Below are 15948 nucleotides of genomic sequence, written 5' to 3'. Positions count from 1 at the left end.
TATTCATCCCGTTTTTATTTTATTCAAAAAATAGATTAAGATATTTTATAGTTCAAATTAATCGAGTTGATAATATCCACATTTAAGATAGGCTCCTTCTGGAAAAGAAATGGGATGATCAATATCATGCTCAGTTTTTTCTAACAAACTGAAGTTTCTTCCCGATTTAAGAATACTCCCTTCAGAAATTTTAAAAAAATCCTCCGCTAAAACTCTGGAAGAACAAGAAGCCAAAACCAAAATCCCATTAGAAGATACTAAATGCGACCCTAATTCTGCTAATCGTGCATAACTAATCATAGCCTTATTAATTTCACTTGCTCTCTTCGCAAATGAAGGAGGATCAATAACTACAATGTCGAATACCGTTTTATGATCTATTAATTTCTGCAATCCATCAAAAGCATCAGCTACCATAACACTATGATTTCCTTGATGTATATTTAGTGCAACATTCTCCTTCGCCATACCTAAAGCTTGTTTACTAATATCCAAACTTATAACTTCTTTTGCGCCTCCTTTTAAAGCATGAACCGAAAATCCACCTGCATAAGAAAACACATCTAAAACAGTTTTACCATTGGCAAGCTCCCCTACTCTTTTTCTATTATGACGGTGATCAAGAAAATATCCAGTTTTATGACCTTTAATTACATTTGCAGAAAACAAAACTCCATGTTCTCTAAAAACCACAACTTCATTTTCCAGGGTTCCGTAGATTACCTGTCCATCCTTAAGATCATGCACTTCACCTTTTGACTGTAATAGTCTACTTAACCTAAGAACAACACAGTTACAACCAGATATTGCAACCAAATGCTCCACAATCCAATTGAGATATGGAAACCAAATATGTGAATATAGCTTAATAACTAGAACATTGTCATATACATCTGCAATACACCCGGGAAGATGATCATTCTCTCCAAATAACAATCGATAGCTATTTGTATCCATCTCTAGTAAGGGAATTCGTTTTTTGTAGGCTTCAGAAATTTTTTCAACAAACCACTCTTCATTAATCTGTGCTGTTTTTCTAAATTGAATCAATTTAATACGTATAGGAGAATATGGATCATATAAACCACAAGCCAAAAAAGCATTTTTTTTGGTATCATAAACAATCACCAGATCACCTGCTTCTCCTTCTGCATTTTGCTTTATAATACTATCTTCAAAAACCCAGGGATGTCTTTGTTTTATTATCTTTTCTGCAGCAGGTCTTACCTTAACAGCTAGTCTTTTTGTTTTTATTTCAGGAACAATATTCATCGTATGCAAGGATAGTGATTATTTTGTTTCCTTAAAATGATGCAATTCATTATTTTGAATCAAAACAATTGTTTACTTACTAAATAAATTGAGGTTTTGTTATACTGAACTCACAATAACAGGCTATCAAGTAATAACTTAAACAAAAAAACGAGACTGTTTTATTACAGTCTCGTTTTTAAAATTGTTTTTTGAGTAATGATCAATACCAAAGACAACCTCCAGATCCACCAATACCAATACAGATACCAGCTTCACAGAATGGACCTCCAGGAGCGTGTTCACAACACATTCTTCCTCTTTGCGAACATGCATAACGCCCTGCTCCTGAGATTTTACCTTGCTCATCTTTGCTCAGAGTTTTTACACCATCCAGGTCTAAGATAGTTTTCATTTGTGTAAATATTTGTGGTTAAATAAAATTCAATATTAATCACAGTAAAAATAATACAATTACACAGTATTCGGATACAGAAAAAACTCAAAATAAGTACTGTTTACTCCCAGAATAGTCATAAAAAAAGCATCCATCCCAAGGTGTATCAGGATAAACGCTCTTATCTATATTGTTTGAATCAAGAGTTCTTTCAGTATAGAAAACTCAATTCTATGATTGGTTTAAAGCAAATAAAACCTTTTTTTAAGGCACTCATCTCAAGATATATCAAGATACGCGCCCTATAGGTGTCGCTAAAACTAATTTGCTTGTCTTCAAGAAATTATTCATTTCTTTACTACCTACACTTACTAGACGAACATTGTTCTATTTTGTTACATAATAAAATTAAATTATTTTACATGATACTGATTATCAGATGCATAAATAATAAAAAACTAATTATTTATCATAAATCAGTTTATAAAATAGCTTTGCGACATATTTATAAAATTAAATATGTATATTTGTTGTATGGATAATGGAAGAATACTTGAAATAAATAAAGCTCTATCTAATGCTACTCGTTTGGATATACTGAAATGGTTAAAAAATCCAGAAGCTAATTTCCCGCCTCATAAAGAGCTTGGACACTTTAATGATGGAGTATGTGGACAACATATAAAAGACAAATCCGGATTATCACAGCCTACCATATCTCACTATTTAACAGGTATGCACAAAGCTGGTTTATTGATCACCACTAGACATGGGAAATGGACATACTTTAAAAGGAATGAACTTGTAATCAAAGAATTTTTAGAGGCCATAAGCAAAGAGTTATAAAAAATTTAGATAAACATATTTATAAAATTAAATATATAATTATAATAATATGAAAATAGAAAAAGTTAACATCGAAAACAAATTCTCTATTTTTTCTGATCATTGGAATCCTCGAATTGTTGGGGAACTTAATGGACAACATGTAAAATTAGTAAAGTTTAAAGGTGAATTTGTATGGCATAAACATGATAATGAAGATGAAATGTTTTATGTTGTAAATGGTGAATTCAAAATGGAATTTCGAGATCGAACAGTACATTTAAAACCTAATGAATTTTTGATTATCCCCAAAGGAACAGAGCATAGACCTGTAGCAGATAAAGAAGTTTCTGTAATGCTCTTCGAACCAAATACTACAATCAATACAGGTGATGCTCCTGGAAATTTAACGCAAGATAAATTAGAAACTATTTAAAATAACAGCTTATGAAAATCTTAGTTATTGGTGCTACCGGAACAATCGGTAGTGCAATTTATAATACGCTTAAAGATGAATATAGCAATGTATTTGGTGCTCATCGAAATAGCAAGTCCTACCCTATTGATATTGCAGATAAGGCTTCTATAAAAACCTTATTCAAAAAACTACCAAAAATAGATGCTGTAATTAATGCTGCAGGTACAGCTTCTTGGAAACCTTTATCAGAATTAACAGAAGACGATTATTATATCGGGATACACAGTAAATTAATGGGGCAAGTTAACCTTGTACATATAGCAAAAGATTATCTCAATGATAATGCCTCAATAACTCTAACAACTGGTATTCTTGCAGAACACTATGAACCCAACGCCGTAGGATTATCACTAGTAAATGGCGCTTTGCATAGTTTTGTAAATGCAGCATCAAAAGAATTAGATCGCGGGATTAGGCTAAATGTTGTAGCTCCTGGTGCTATCTCGGGAGATTTCCCAGAAGATCAAAAATTCGCAGGATACTATCCAGTTAATATTACAGATGTAGTGGATAGTTATAAACAAATACTTAATAACAATAACACAGGTACTGTTTATAAAAAATATTAAAAATAAAACACATAGGCTTATGAAAATTTCAATGTATCAAATCGATGCTTTTACCAAAACTTTATTTGGGGGTAATCCTGCTGCGATATGTCATTTACCCAATTGGTTAGACGATCAAACTTTGCAGAACATTGCTGTAGAAAACAATTTAGCAGAAACAGGTTTTTTTGTAAAAAAGAGTAATATCTATGAAATAAGATGGTTCATGCCTCATGCAGAAATTGATTTATGCGGTCATGCTACACTTGCATCAGCATATGTAATCTTTAATTACATTGATTCTTCTATCGACGAAATCACATTTTCTTCAAAAAGCGGAATTCTAAAAGCCAAAAAAGAAAATACCGGAGCAATTACATTAGATTTTCCTTCCAGACCACCAGAACCTATTGAAATTCCTTCTCAAATACACCAGGCTCTTAATGCAAAACCTATTGCTACTTTTGCTGCTCGTGATTTGGTAATCACACTTTCATCTGAAGAAGAAGTACTAAATGAGAATCCTAACCTGGATTTACTTAAGAACCTACCCTATTTATGTATTATAATCACTGCCGAAGGAAAACATGTTGATTTTGTTTCTCGTGTGTTTGATGCAAATGGTATTATTCAGCCCGAAGATCCTGTTACAGGTTCTGCTCACACTTCTCTAGTACCACTTTGGGCTAAAAAACTAGGAAAAAACAATCTTAAAGCTCAACAATTATCTGCTCGTAGAGGAGAATTAGATTGCAAACTAGATGAAAATCGTGTTTTTCTTAGCGGGTACTCGGTTCCATACTTGATCGGAGAAATAGAAATATAATTTTAAGAATTGTTACTGAAGTAAAATCATAATATTTTAATAATTATTGATTTTGAGGTATAAGATTAATCATCCATGGATAGTTGATTAATCTTAGATCTTAATTTTCGTTTATAATCTTCTTCTAACCAATCTCTATAATTCTTAGTACTTTTACTAATACAATATGAATATCTACGCACACGATATTCTATATCCTGATCCAAAAGTTTACTTAAAATTCGTGCATCAAAAACATCTTCGCTATTTTGTATACACATTACAGCATGTTGCTCTATAGATTTTTCAAGAACCGTTAAGCTTCTATGTCCGTAGCGTTTTGTTTTTGCATATTCGGCTTCGATATCAAACTCAATATTTTCAGATTTTAAAAATTCTTTTCTTAATTCCTCTGGCAATACATATATAAAATTACGTTCTATCTCCTCATCCCCAACTAGGTTATCATAATAGAAATCTGGTGATCTAAAAATAGATTGCCAATCAACATCAGAGTTCCATAATCCAAATCTTGCAGTGTTATTTCCTAAATCAATTATTGAAAATTCTTTTTTAGTTGGTAATATACGTGATCCCCTACCAATCATCTGAAAATATAATGTAAGTGATTTTGTTGCTCTATTAAGAATAATACTTTCTACTGTGGGTTCATCAAATCCAGTAGTAAGGATACTAACTGAAGTAAGTATTGCATCATTAGTATTTTTAAACCATGCCAAAATATCCTCTCGTTCTTGCTTACTATTTGTATTATCGAGGTGACGAATCGGATATCCTGCCTTTTTAAAAGCTTCATACACATAGATAGAGGTATTAATCCCATTATTAAAAATCAATGTTTTTTTACCTTTTGATCTTTCTTCATAAGCATGCAATAATTTATCCTGCATCAACATATTGGTATACAGATCTTCTGAGGATTTTACAGTGTAATCACCATTCATCCCTATTTTTAAAGATCCTAATCCAACATCGTAGGTATAAATTACAGGTTTAGCCAAAAATCCGCTATTAATTAATGAACTAATTGTATCTCCTACAATCAATTCATTATAATTATCCTTCATTGGAAGTTTCATATTTGAACTAAGAGGTGTAGCGGTGACTCCAAGAATAAAACAATTTTTAAAAAACCTAAAAAGCTTTCTAAATGAATTATAGTGAGCTTCATCAATAATTACCATTCCTACATTATGTAATTCCAAATGGTCATCATTAAGTCTATTGTTAAGGGTTTCTACCATCGCAACAAAACACATATATTCGTTTTGATCATCGAGTTCCTTAACAGAGCTGTTTATGATTTTATTCTTTACTCTAAACTCGGTTAGCATTTTAGAAGTTTGTCCACAGAGCTCTATTCGATGTGTAAGAACAACCACTTTTTTTCGAGTGGATTCTATATACCTTCTAACAATTTCAGAAAAAATAACAGTCTTTCCTCCTCCTGTAGGGAGCTGATACAACAGATTATATTTTTGGGAAAACTCATTTAGACGGTTAAATATCTTATCAATATCCCGCTGCTGATAATCGTAAAGTACTTTTTGTTCTTTTTTATCTACCCCTTTGGGTTGTAATCCCATGTAATTTCTATTAAAAAAGTAAACTACAAAATTAAACACTTTTAAAGGTTATATGAAAGAATTGAAGAGATATATTTGATCTATTTTATATTTTATTCTTTACTATCGTATCAGAATTCACATAAGTTCAATGTTTATATAAAAAGGAAATGTTTTTAGTTTCTTCATTTTTTTGTAAAATGTTAATTTATCATAATTATATATTTCAAGAACAGTGGTTATTATAATTTTAACTCTTTAATTTAATATAAACTTAATGGCTAAAGCAGATAAAGACTTAATTCCTGTACAAGCACTTTTAATTCCTAAACCTATTGTATATACTGCAAAAGTATTGAATAGGATATCCCCGCTCTTAGCTGCAAGATTTGCTGCCAGAATATTCTTGACCCCTTTTGGTTATAAAATGCCTAATAGGGAGAAGGAAATGTATGAAAGGAGTAAAAAGGAAAGAATTCGAATTGAAAAAATTAACCAAGAGGTTGTCGTATATAATTATGGAGATTCTGATAAGAAAATTCTTTTAGCTCACGGTTGGTCCGGAAGTGGAACACAACTTTCAAAGATTGCAGATCAATTATTAGAACACGGATACAGCACCGTGAGTTTTGATGCTCCAGCACATGGCAATGCCCCAGGAAAAAGAAGTATGATGCCATATTTTATAGAAACCATATATCAATTAGAAAAAACCCATGGCCCATTTGAAGCAGCAATAGGACATTCATTAGGTGGAATGTCATTGTTGAGAACTACTAAATATGGATTGCAAATAAAAAACCTAGTAATCATTGGTACAGCCAATAGTATTACTGCAATCACTAAGAATTTTGCAAAAAATTTGCAACTAAACCAAAAGGTTGCTCGTTTGTTAAAAACCTACTTTGATAATAAATACGGAGAAGATTTAGACAACTACTCGGGAGCAACCTCTGCTCAAGGAGTCAAGGTACCAACATTAGTTGTGCATGACAAAAACGATGTTGATGTACACTACAGTGCAGCTCATGAAATAGTTAATAATTTAGAGAATGGACAACTACTAATTACAGAACAACTAGGCCATAGAAAAATTTTGGGTGATCAAAAAGTAATATCGAAAATTGTAGAATTTATTCTGGAATAGTTATTGATTAGTTATTGTTAGCCAATTTGTACGACTACTTAAGTATATCTTTAATAAAAATTGGAAAAATTATGAAACGTTTTATTATATTATGCTTTGGTGTTCTGGCTATAAGTTGTACAAGTACAGCACAAAAAGAGAGTAAAAAGGAAAATAAAGTTTATGCAGTCTCTAAAACTAATGCCGAATGGAAAAAGATTCTGACCTCAGAACAATATTATGTTCTTAGGCAAGCGGGAACAGAAAGACCATTTTCTAGCCCTCTAAACAAATTGTATACTTCTGGTACATTTTATTGTGCCGCATGTAATACTCCATTATATGAAAGTAAACACAAATTTGATAGTGGAACAGGTTGGCCAAGTTTTGATCGTGCAATAAAAGGAAGTATCGATAATGACATAGATCATAAATTAGGATACGCTCGTTCCGAACTATTATGTGCAACATGTGGTGGACATTTGGGTCATGTATTTAGTGACGGACCTAGAGAAACTACAGGAATGAGACATTGTATTAACGGGGATGCCTTAGTGTTTAAATCTAATTAATCAAAAAATGAGTAAGTATCCAATACAGAAATCTGATGCTGAATGGAAAGAAAAGCTAACAGAAGAGCAATATAGAATATTGAGGCAAAAAGGAACCGAAAGACCATTTACCGGAGAATATAATATGCATTTTGAAGATGGAGCCTATACTTGCATGGCTTGTGATGTACCTTTATTTAAAAGTGCTTCCAAATTTGATTCAGGATGTGGTTGGCCTAGTTTTGATGAATCAATAGAAGGACGGGTAGAATATATCAAAGACAAGTCCCACGGTATGATACGCACAGAAATATTATGTGCTAACTGTGGTAGTCATTTAGGTCATGTATTTAATGATGGGCCTACAACTACAGGTCAACGTTATTGTGTAAACTCTGTTAGTATAGACTTTAATAAAGATAAAATCAATAATAAGTAAAATTTAGAATTCATGAGAAAAATTTTCGCACTACTATGCCTTGCCACATTTATATTTACATCTTGTTCTAGTGATGATGACACAGATTTTGATACTATAGGACAAACATTCGAGATCGACAAAGTAGACTTTATTGCACCAGAATATGCTGTTAATATTCCTTTCCCTTCGAATATCGAAGTTTTTGATGCAGATGTAGTTTTAGTATATCGATTGGAAAATGTTGTTGATGGTCGCGATGTATGGGAACCGGTTCCTACTCCTCTGATTGAATTAGACAACGGAGGTAAATTGACATACCGGTTTAATTTTACTATAAATGATGTCGATATCTTATTAGATACTCCAGATATTAATCTTATCGGAGCAAACTTTACAAATGATCAAGTGTTTAGAATAGTTATAGTACCCTCTGCCTTTGCAAAAAAATCAAAAGTTGATTTAACCGATTTTAAAGCTGTACAAAAGGCACTCAAATTGAAAATTTAAAGAGACACATAATTCAATTATATCTTATGACATACATTGAATACAACAAAAACATCAAAAAAAAACACCATATTATACAAATATGGTGTTTTTTTACCCTTTTTAATGAAAATCTTATTCTTAGGGAATACTTAAATCCTTTTTTGGTTAGCCGAATTATCCTTAAATTCGTGACTTCAAAAAATTGACATTTATGAGCACATATGATATCATCGTTTTAGGAAGCGGTCCTGGAGGTTACGTAACTGCTATTAGAGCTTCACAACTAGGGTTTAAAACCGCAGTAGTTGAAAAAGAAAGCTTAGGGGGAGTATGCTTAAACTGGGGATGTATCCCAACAAAAGCATTATTAAAAAGTGCACAGGTATTTGAATATCTAAAACATGCTTCTGATTATGGACTTACTGTGGATAAATTTGATAAAGATTTTGATGCAGTTGTAAAACGTAGTCGTGGTGTTGCTGAAGGAATGAGCAAAGGAGTTCAGTTTCTTATGAAGAAAAATAAAATTGATGTTATTGAAGGTTTTGGTAAACTAAAAGCCAGTAATAAACTAACAGTTACAGATGCAGATGGAAAAGCTACTGATTATGAGGCAAAACATATTATTATTGCTACGGGAGCTAGATCAAGAGAACTGCCTAATTTACCACAAGATGGTAAAAAAGTAATTGGGTATAGAAAAGCTATGACATTAGAGTCTCAACCAAAGAAGATGATTGTGGTTGGATCAGGAGCAATTGGAGTTGAGTTTGCTCATTTCTATAATGCAATGGGTACAGAAGTTACTATTGTAGAATTTTTACCTAACCTTGTGCCTCTTGAAGATCAAGAAGTATCAAAACAGTTTGAGCGTAACTTTAAGAAAGCTGGAATTAAGGTAATGACAAATTCTTCTGTAGAGAGTGTAGATACAAGCGGTGATGGAGTAAAAGCAACTGTAAAAACTAAAAAAGGAGAAGAAATTCTCGAAGCAGATATTGTATTATCTGCAGTGGGTATCAAAACCAATATAGAAAATATAGGCTTAGAAGAGTTAGGAATAGCTACAGATAGAGATAAAATTGTAGTAAATGATTGGTACCAAACCAATATTCCTGGAGTTTATGCAATTGGTGATGTTGTTCCTGGTCCTGCCCTAGCCCATGTAGCTTCTGCAGAAGGAATTACATGTGTAGAAAAAATTGCAGGAATGCATGTAGAACCTATAGATTATGGAAATATTCCAGGATGTACATATGCTTCTCCAGAAATTGCTAGTGTAGGAATGACCGAAAAGCAAGCAAAAGAAGCAGGTTACGAATTAAAAGTTGGAAAATTCCCTTTTTCTGCATCAGGGAAAGCGAGTGCAGCAGGAACTAAAGACGGTTTTGTAAAAGTGATTTTTGATGCAAAATATGGTGAATGGTTAGGCTGTCATATGATAGGTGCAGGAGTTACCGATATGATTGCTGAAGCTGTATTAGGTAGAAAATTAGAAACTACTGGTCACGAAGTATTAAAAGCGATTCACCCTCACCCAACAATGAGTGAGGCTGTAATGGAAGCTGTAGCAGATGCATATGATGAAGTAATTCATTTATAATACAACATACATATTAAAAAACGCCTTACTACATAAAATAGTAAGGCGTTTTTATATCAACAATTTAAATTAAAAATTGATATTCTGTATTAATCATTTTGTAAAAAACTTTGTATTGCCAAAATATAGCTTTGCAAACCAAAACCTAGGATAACACCTTTGGCATTAGGCGATATATAAGATTGATGTCTAAATTCTTCTCTACTAAAAGTATTTGATATATGAACTTCTACAACAGGGATTGATATTGCCTTTATAGCATCCCCAATACCAATAGAAGTATGTGTATAAGCTCCTGCATTAAGGATAACCCCATCACACTGATCATCAGCCTCCTGTAGTTTAGTAATCAATTCCCCTTCTATATTAGATTGATAATATGATAACTCTAATGCAGGAAAATCAGATTGTAATTGAGCAAAAAATGCATCAAAAGTTTGATTTCCATATACTTCAGGCTCTCTTTTTCCGAGGAGATTTAAATTTGGGCCATTTATGATTAGTAATTTCACGTACTTATTATTTTTAGTAGTTAATTGATTAACTGGTAATCAACCCTATAACATCCTTATTACTCGTTATTAGAATTCTGTCTTCGATTATTCTTAGTCCTAAACAAATACCCAACTGATAATTGCGCTACAGAATGTTTAAAATCAACATCTAATGTATCAATATCGTTAATATTTGTTAAGCCAAGATTATATCGAAATTGAAAAAACAAACCGCTTTCTGTCTTATATCCAGCTCCAAATCCTCCGCTAAAATCAAAATTATTGAAAGAATCAAAGAATTCATCGGGAGTATCTCCTTTAGATTCTGTAGCATTGGCCAACAAAGCAAATTGTGGTCCTATTTCCAGACTAAACTTATTTGTAAAATAAAATTTTGCAATAATAGGAAGAGTCAAATAGTTCAAACTTATCTTATTCTCTTCTCCATTAACATCAACTTTATATCCTTGTGCAGAATACAATACCTCGGTTTGTATAAAAAAACGTTGAGATACTGGAAACTCTATTACTGCCCCTAAATGCATACGAACTCTTGCATCGGTATCCTCTATATCTCCAATTACATTTGTATAATTAAGTCCTGCTTTAAATCCCGCACGAGTGTATAATGTTTCACTTTCATCTTGGGCATACAGAGAAGTGGTCATTATCAAAAGGATCGAAACTGTGTATAAAAAATTCTTTACCATATATAAAACACTATTACTACTCAAAAGTAGTTTTATTTTTTAAAAAACCTGAATCTGTAAACGAAAAAAGCATCTCAATATTTTGAGATGCTCTTAAATATTATTGATACGTATCGTTTTTTAAAACTTATATCCTACTGAAAACTGGATCACAGCATTTTGATTTTTATCATCATCTCCATCAACATCGTTAATATCTGATAACCCTAAATTATAACGTGCATCAAAGAAAAGTCCCATATCTAACTGATATCCGGCACCAAAACCTAAACCTAAATCAACACTTTTATAAAAATCATCAATATCCTCCTCTCGTTCGATACCAGCAGTTTTAACCTCTCCTTTTGCAGAAACTAAAAAACCAACTTGTGGCCCTGCTTGAATACTTAACCCCTTAACAACATAATATTTGGCTATCAATGGGATATTGATATAATCTAATTTTGTAGTACCTTCTATTCTAATCCCAAAAACGGTTTCATCCATTGTATATCCCTGTGCAGAGTATAATACTTCTGGTTGAAAAGCAAACTTCTCAGAAATTGGTATCTCTACAACTGCTCCTAAATGAAAGCCTGTTCTACTGCTAATACCATTTACTGCATCTCCAGCAATATTGGCAATGTTTAAACCAGCTTTTGCACCAAATCTAATGTTCTCTTCTTGTGCAGTAACTCCCAAACTAAAAGTAGCGATTACTACAAATAATAATTTCCTCATAATGATTGACTTTTAAATTTTCCGACAAAAGTATCTTTTTTACTGACATAATTAGGAGCAAATAATGCTATTTTAAGTTTTCTTAATACTGAAATAACCAATACATTGAAAACAAACTCATTATTGAATCAAAAAAGTACAATCAAAATAATCATTCATAAAAAATAGTGTTAACGAATGTAGAATTTTTGATATACTTAAAACATTGATGTATTATTTTAAAACCGTCTCAAAGTAAATTGGTATGGTTTTCTTTTATATCATATCTTAGTAGTAATGAAATGGAGCCACGCTATAAAAGACTACAGACATTACCTAAAAATCGAAAGAGGATTATCTGAAAATTCTATTGTTAATTATACCCTTGATATCCAGCGGTTATTAAAATTTCTGGAACATCAAAATATAGTAACTACCCCTCTTTCTATTGAAAAAGAAATACTTCAGCAGTTTATTTTTGAAATAGCAAAACTGGTTAATCCCCGTTCGCAATCAAGAATTATTTCTGGATTAAAAAGTTTCTTTAACTACCTTGTATTCGAAGATTATAGAGAATCTAATCCTATGGAACTCATAGAATCTCCAAAAATAGGAAGAAAATTACCCGATACATTATCTGTAGAAGAAATAGATCTCATTATTGCCCAAATCGATCTTGGAAAACCAGAAGGAGAACGTAATCGGGCAATTATTGAAACTCTTTACGGATGCGGTTTAAGAGTAAGTGAGCTCATAACTTTAAAAAAATCCAGTCTTTTTTTTGACGAAGGATACATTAGTGTTACTGGAAAAGGTGATAAACAACGTTTTGTGCCTATAGGAGAAACTACTCAAAAATATATTGATATTTACACTACCGAAATACGTAATCATATTGATATTAAAAAAGGATACGAAGATACCTTGTTTTTAAACAGAAGAGGCAGACAACTTACCCGAGCAATGATTTTTACGATCATAAAACGATTGGTAGAAAAAGCCGGAATTCATAAACAGGTTAGCCCGCACACTTTTAGACATTCTTTTGCTACTCATCTTCTGGAAAATGGTGCCGATTTAAGAGCTATTCAATTAATGCTAGGTCATGAAAGTATTACCACCACAGAAATATATATGCATATAGACCGAAGTCATTTAAGCGAGGTTATACATAGTTTTCACCCAAGGAGATAATTATACAACTTGTTTTTTAGAATTATAACAATATAAAAGGCTCTCTGAAAATATAAATCTATCAGAGAGCCTTTTATAATACCATATCTATTTAAAAATACTAATTTGGTCTTTTTACAATTCCTGAAGGAACAACGGTATTAGATTGCATAGTAACAGGATTTCCTGCTCCAGTTGTAATTCCTGCAACTGCACTAAGCGGTTCTATAAAAAATGGAGCTGGATCACCATCTTGAAAAGGCTCAACTGTAATAAATACTTTTCTACTGGTTACAGTAGCAGGAAGTGTGATACCGGTGATAGGAACTTGAGAAGGTATGATAAGAAAATCTTCTCCTGGAAATTCAGGAACAGTACCTCCAGATCCTTTAAAAAAGTTTCCGTCATCAACACCACTAACATCTGAAAAAGTTCCGGTAGATAAAATTTTAGTTCCAAAATCTACCCAACCTTCATATTTCCATCCGCTAGCTAAAGCAGGAAGAGATAAACCAGGGGCATTAGATCCATCCATAAACCATACACCAAACTCATCATTACCGTTATCTGTACCTCCGACATTATCTGTAGGAGTTGCTAAAAAAAACTGACCTGTAGTATTAGAAAGATCTGCGACGACTGGCGAAAAAGTAAGCTGCGCAGAATTACCATTAAAATTACCTTTCAAAATTTTTGCATCTGAGGGCTCATTATCAATATCTCCTACTGACTCAACAGTTAGCACAAATTCAGTTGCATCTGCAAGATCAGATGCAAACACCTCTAAACGAACTACCCCTGTAGGGTTAGTAAACTTTCCGGTGCCAACAGCTTGTCCGTTAACTATAATCCATCCTTGATAAGCAGTTCCTCCTACAAGGGGTTTTAACCCTATCGTCTCTAATTCTATTGTGGCAACTGGCGGACCATCATCACTGGAACACGAATTGCATAGCACTCCAAAAAGTAAAGCAGCTATAAATAATTTTGTTTTTGTCATCATTTTGCTTTTTAATTATCTTTCAAATGTAAATTAGGCTACAATAAAATTAACTCCAAAATACGTACAAAATTGTGTACAAAAACGTATTCTTCTATGCTAAATGTATTCTCTATTTCTCTTGTTGTTCTTCAATAGTAGGTGTTTTAAATAGTTCGATAAAAGCAGCACCAATATGAGATATGATGTCACTTGCGATCAATCCTTCAAAACTAGTTTCTTGAATTGCTATATCCCCAGCACTCCCATGTAAATAAACACCAAAAACAGCTGCATGTAGTGAGTCATACCCTTGAGACAGTAAACTGGTAATCATCCCTGTAAGCACATCACCGCTTCCCGCTGTAGCCATTCCGGGATTCCCTGTATTATTCACATACAATTGGTCTTCATGTACTGCTATGGAGTTTGCCCCTTTAACAACAATAATACAATCGTGCTGCTTTGAAAATGCTTTTGTTTTTTTAATTTTATCATAATCATCTTTCCATTCTCCTATTAATCGTTCTAACTCCTTAGGGTGAGGTGTTAAAATAGTTTTCTTAGGAAGTTTCTCGAGAAATTCAGGTTTTTTTGCCAGAATATTAATTCCATCAGCGTCTATTACAAGAGGTGATTCATTTTCTTTTAAGAACTCTCCAAACGCCTTAATTGTTTTTTCATCGGTTCCAAGTCCAACTCCAATTCCTATGGCTGAAGGTTTAAAATCCAGAGTAATTTCCTCTAATTCATCATCACTATCTGCAATTACCATCGCTTCTGGAACACTTGTCTGAAGTACTTCATACCCGCATTCTGGAATATATGCTGTAACCAAACCTGTTCCTGTTCTTAAGGCTGCTTTAGTTGCCAATACCACACTTCCCATCTTACCGTAGCTCCCTCCTATTATTACACAATGCCCATAAGTCCCTTTATGGCTATATTTATGTCTTGGACGATATAATGGTAGCACTTCATTTTTATTAATTAAGATACCTACACCGGGTGTTTGCATTAAAAAATTGCGATCCAATCCAATATCAATCACCTGTAAATCTTCTGTATACATACCGGTTTCTGGTAAAAAGAAAACAAGTTTAGGCAATTGAAATGTAACTGTAACATTAGCAAAAATTACTCCTTCAGGATCATCTGGTGCTTTATCAGAATATAAACCAGATGGGATATCTATAGAAAACATAAAACACCTGGAAGTATTAAGGTGTTTGATTAAAGAAACTACCCAAGATACCAATGGTCTGTTGAGTCCAATACCAAAAATTGCGTCAATAACCATATCCTCTCGTTTGAGTTGAGGAAAATCCTCTTTGCATTTAAGCTGCATAGGCCAATCCTTAGCAATTTCTTTTAATCGATCATAGTTAGATAGAAATTCCTTTGATCTATTATCACTAAAATTTACGATGTATGTTTTTACATTATACCCATGTTCTAACAATAACCTAGAAACTACTAGTCCGTCTCCTCCATTATTGCCAATACCGCAAAAAACGTGGATCATAATTGGAGACCCTTGTAATCTGCTATGGATCAAATTAAAAATTTGTGTCGCAGCACGTTCCATCAATTCTAACGATGTGATTTTAGCCGATACCATTGTAGCTTCATCCGCCATACGCATTTGTTGTGCAGAAAATATTTTCATCTATCTATATTTATTAAATTTATTCTACTTGTTTACATTATTATAGAAGCTCTATAAAGAATTTTCAATAAGCCAAATAACCTTTCCTCAAAGAAGTTAAAAAAAATTAATTACGCCAGTTTCTTTTATTTTTTAGGAATTACA

At 32.7% G+C, this 15948-nt stretch carries 18 protein-coding genes; 10 read left to right on the top strand and 8 right to left on the bottom strand.

Features of this window, described 5'->3' with window-relative positions; genetic code table 11:
• Positions 1-57: 57 nt before the first annotated feature.
• Both ATE84_RS16085 and ATE84_RS16080 read right to left on the bottom strand, forming a co-directional pair.
• The gene (locus ATE84_RS16085) at positions 58-1272 is read right to left on the bottom strand and encodes a class I SAM-dependent rRNA methyltransferase (RefSeq protein ID WP_101448935.1); all 1215 of its coding nucleotides are present in this window, start codon (positions 1270-1272) and stop codon (positions 58-60) included.
• Between the two features lie 202 nt (positions 1273-1474).
• A complete protein-coding gene (locus tag ATE84_RS16080) occupies positions 1475-1666 on the bottom strand; it encodes a hypothetical protein (protein ID WP_101448934.1) in 192 nt (63 codons plus the stop codon).
• 516 nt (positions 1667-2182) lie between these two features.
• Here ATE84_RS16080 and ATE84_RS16075 point away from each other — a divergent pair.
• From ATE84_RS16075 to ATE84_RS16060, 4 genes are read left to right on the top strand one after another with little or no spacing between them, the layout of a single operon-like run.
• Positions 2183-2494 carry a helix-turn-helix transcriptional regulator gene (locus ATE84_RS16075; RefSeq protein ID WP_101448933.1) on the top strand — a complete coding sequence of 104 codons (312 nt, stop codon included), beginning with the start codon at positions 2183-2185 and terminating at the stop codon, positions 2492-2494.
• Between the two features lie 49 nt (positions 2495-2543).
• Positions 2544-2909 (top strand): cupin domain-containing protein, encoded by a 366-nt coding sequence (locus tag ATE84_RS16070; protein ID WP_101448932.1) that lies wholly within the window; start codon positions 2544-2546, stop codon positions 2907-2909.
• 11 nt (positions 2910-2920) lie between these two features.
• The gene (locus tag ATE84_RS16065) at positions 2921-3520 is read left to right on the top strand and encodes a short chain dehydrogenase (protein ID WP_101448931.1); all 600 of its coding nucleotides are present in this window, start codon (positions 2921-2923) and stop codon (positions 3518-3520) included.
• A 19-nt stretch (positions 3521-3539) separates the two neighbouring features.
• Positions 3540-4325 (top strand): PhzF family phenazine biosynthesis protein, encoded by a 786-nt coding sequence (locus ATE84_RS16060; RefSeq protein WP_101448930.1) that lies wholly within the window; start codon positions 3540-3542, stop codon positions 4323-4325.
• A gap of 65 nt (positions 4326-4390) precedes the next feature.
• Here ATE84_RS16060 and ATE84_RS16055 read toward each other — a convergent pair whose 3' ends face one another.
• Positions 4391-5911: a DEAD/DEAH box helicase gene (locus ATE84_RS16055; RefSeq protein ID WP_101448929.1), complete on the bottom strand. Its 1521-nt coding sequence runs from the start codon at positions 5909-5911 to the stop codon at positions 4391-4393.
• Positions 5912-6167: 256 nt separating this feature from the next.
• On the opposite strand from ATE84_RS16055, the gene ATE84_RS16050 reads away from it, so the two are divergent.
• The 5 genes from ATE84_RS16050 (at position 6168) to lpdA (ending at position 10080) form a co-directional block, all read left to right on the top strand.
• A complete protein-coding gene (locus ATE84_RS16050) occupies positions 6168-7037 on the top strand; it encodes an alpha/beta hydrolase (protein ID WP_101448928.1) in 870 nt (289 codons plus the stop codon).
• Between the two features lie 71 nt (positions 7038-7108).
• On the top strand, positions 7109-7588 hold the full coding sequence (msrB, locus tag ATE84_RS16045) for a peptide-methionine (R)-S-oxide reductase MsrB (protein ID WP_101448927.1): 480 nt from the start codon (positions 7109-7111) through the stop codon (positions 7586-7588).
• 7 nt (positions 7589-7595) lie between these two features.
• Positions 7596-8006 (top strand): peptide-methionine (R)-S-oxide reductase MsrB, encoded by a 411-nt coding sequence (gene msrB / locus ATE84_RS16040; RefSeq protein WP_101448926.1) that lies wholly within the window; start codon positions 7596-7598, stop codon positions 8004-8006.
• Positions 8007-8018: 12 nt separating this feature from the next.
• Complete coding sequence (locus ATE84_RS16035; RefSeq protein ID WP_101448925.1) at positions 8019-8495, top strand: hypothetical protein; 477 nt, start codon at positions 8019-8021, stop codon at positions 8493-8495.
• A gap of 193 nt (positions 8496-8688) precedes the next feature.
• Positions 8689-10080 (top strand): dihydrolipoyl dehydrogenase, encoded by a 1392-nt coding sequence (gene lpdA, locus ATE84_RS16030; protein ID WP_101448924.1) that lies wholly within the window; start codon positions 8689-8691, stop codon positions 10078-10080.
• A gap of 89 nt (positions 10081-10169) precedes the next feature.
• Here lpdA and aroQ read toward each other — a convergent pair whose 3' ends face one another.
• The 3 genes from aroQ to ATE84_RS16015 form a co-directional block, all read right to left on the bottom strand.
• Complete coding sequence (gene aroQ, locus ATE84_RS16025; RefSeq protein WP_101448923.1) at positions 10170-10592, bottom strand: type II 3-dehydroquinate dehydratase; 423 nt, start codon at positions 10590-10592, stop codon at positions 10170-10172.
• Between the two features lie 59 nt (positions 10593-10651).
• Entirely contained in the window at positions 10652-11284 is a 633-nt protein-coding gene (locus ATE84_RS16020; protein ID WP_101448922.1) for a porin family protein, read from the bottom strand.
• Between the two features lie 120 nt (positions 11285-11404).
• Complete coding sequence (locus ATE84_RS16015; RefSeq protein ID WP_101448921.1) at positions 11405-12004, bottom strand: porin family protein; 600 nt, start codon at positions 12002-12004, stop codon at positions 11405-11407.
• Between the two features lie 276 nt (positions 12005-12280).
• On the opposite strand from ATE84_RS16015, the gene ATE84_RS16010 reads away from it, so the two are divergent.
• Positions 12281-13177, top strand: a complete 897-nt coding sequence (locus ATE84_RS16010; protein WP_101448920.1) for a site-specific tyrosine recombinase — start codon at positions 12281-12283, stop codon at positions 13175-13177.
• A 100-nt stretch (positions 13178-13277) separates the two neighbouring features.
• Here ATE84_RS16010 and ATE84_RS16005 read toward each other — a convergent pair whose 3' ends face one another.
• Complete coding sequence (locus tag ATE84_RS16005; protein ID WP_101448919.1) at positions 13278-14156, bottom strand: hypothetical protein; 879 nt, start codon at positions 14154-14156, stop codon at positions 13278-13280.
• Positions 14157-14268: 112 nt separating this feature from the next.
• Positions 14269-15804 (bottom strand): NAD(P)H-hydrate dehydratase, encoded by a 1536-nt coding sequence (locus tag ATE84_RS16000; protein ID WP_101448918.1) that lies wholly within the window; start codon positions 15802-15804, stop codon positions 14269-14271.
• Positions 15805-15948 lie beyond the last annotated feature (144 nt).

Source organism: Aquimarina sp. MAR_2010_214 (assembly GCF_002846555.1).
GTDB lineage: Bacteria > Bacteroidota > Bacteroidia > Flavobacteriales > Flavobacteriaceae > Aquimarina.
This window is presented reverse-complemented; position numbering and strand designations above follow the sequence as displayed.

Coding starts and splice junctions, on each gene's coding strand:
- ATE84_RS16065 (WP_101448931.1), top strand. CDS start 2,921: ATGAAAATCTTAGTTATTGGTGCTACCGGAACAATCGGTAGTGCAATT.
- ATE84_RS16035 (WP_101448925.1), top strand. CDS start 8,019: ATGAGAAAAATTTTCGCACTACTATGCCTTGCCACATTTATATTTACA.
- msrB (WP_101448927.1), top strand. CDS start 7,109: ATGAAACGTTTTATTATATTATGCTTTGGTGTTCTGGCTATAAGTTGT.
- ATE84_RS16020 (WP_101448922.1), bottom strand. CDS start 11,284: ATGGTAAAGAATTTTTTATACACAGTTTCGATCCTTTTGATAATGACC.
- ATE84_RS16015 (WP_101448921.1), bottom strand. CDS start 12,004: ATGAGGAAATTATTATTTGTAGTAATCGCTACTTTTAGTTTGGGAGTT.
- ATE84_RS16080 (WP_101448934.1), bottom strand. CDS start 1,666: ATGAAAACTATCTTAGACCTGGATGGTGTAAAAACTCTGAGCAAAGAT.
- ATE84_RS16005 (WP_101448919.1), bottom strand. CDS start 14,156: ATGACAAAAACAAAATTATTTATAGCTGCTTTACTTTTTGGAGTGCTA.
- ATE84_RS16075 (WP_101448933.1), top strand. CDS start 2,183: ATGGATAATGGAAGAATACTTGAAATAAATAAAGCTCTATCTAATGCT.
- lpdA (WP_101448924.1), top strand. CDS start 8,689: ATGAGCACATATGATATCATCGTTTTAGGAAGCGGTCCTGGAGGTTAC.
- ATE84_RS16070 (WP_101448932.1), top strand. CDS start 2,544: ATGAAAATAGAAAAAGTTAACATCGAAAACAAATTCTCTATTTTTTCT.
- ATE84_RS16055 (WP_101448929.1), bottom strand. CDS start 5,911: ATGGGATTACAACCCAAAGGGGTAGATAAAAAAGAACAAAAAGTACTT.
- ATE84_RS16010 (WP_101448920.1), top strand. CDS start 12,281: ATGAAATGGAGCCACGCTATAAAAGACTACAGACATTACCTAAAAATC.
- ATE84_RS16085 (WP_101448935.1), bottom strand. CDS start 1,272: ATGAATATTGTTCCTGAAATAAAAACAAAAAGACTAGCTGTTAAGGTA.
- ATE84_RS16000 (WP_101448918.1), bottom strand. CDS start 15,804: ATGAAAATATTTTCTGCACAACAAATGCGTATGGCGGATGAAGCTACA.
- ATE84_RS16050 (WP_101448928.1), top strand. CDS start 6,168: ATGGCTAAAGCAGATAAAGACTTAATTCCTGTACAAGCACTTTTAATT.
- msrB (WP_101448926.1), top strand. CDS start 7,596: ATGAGTAAGTATCCAATACAGAAATCTGATGCTGAATGGAAAGAAAAG.
- ATE84_RS16060 (WP_101448930.1), top strand. CDS start 3,540: ATGAAAATTTCAATGTATCAAATCGATGCTTTTACCAAAACTTTATTT.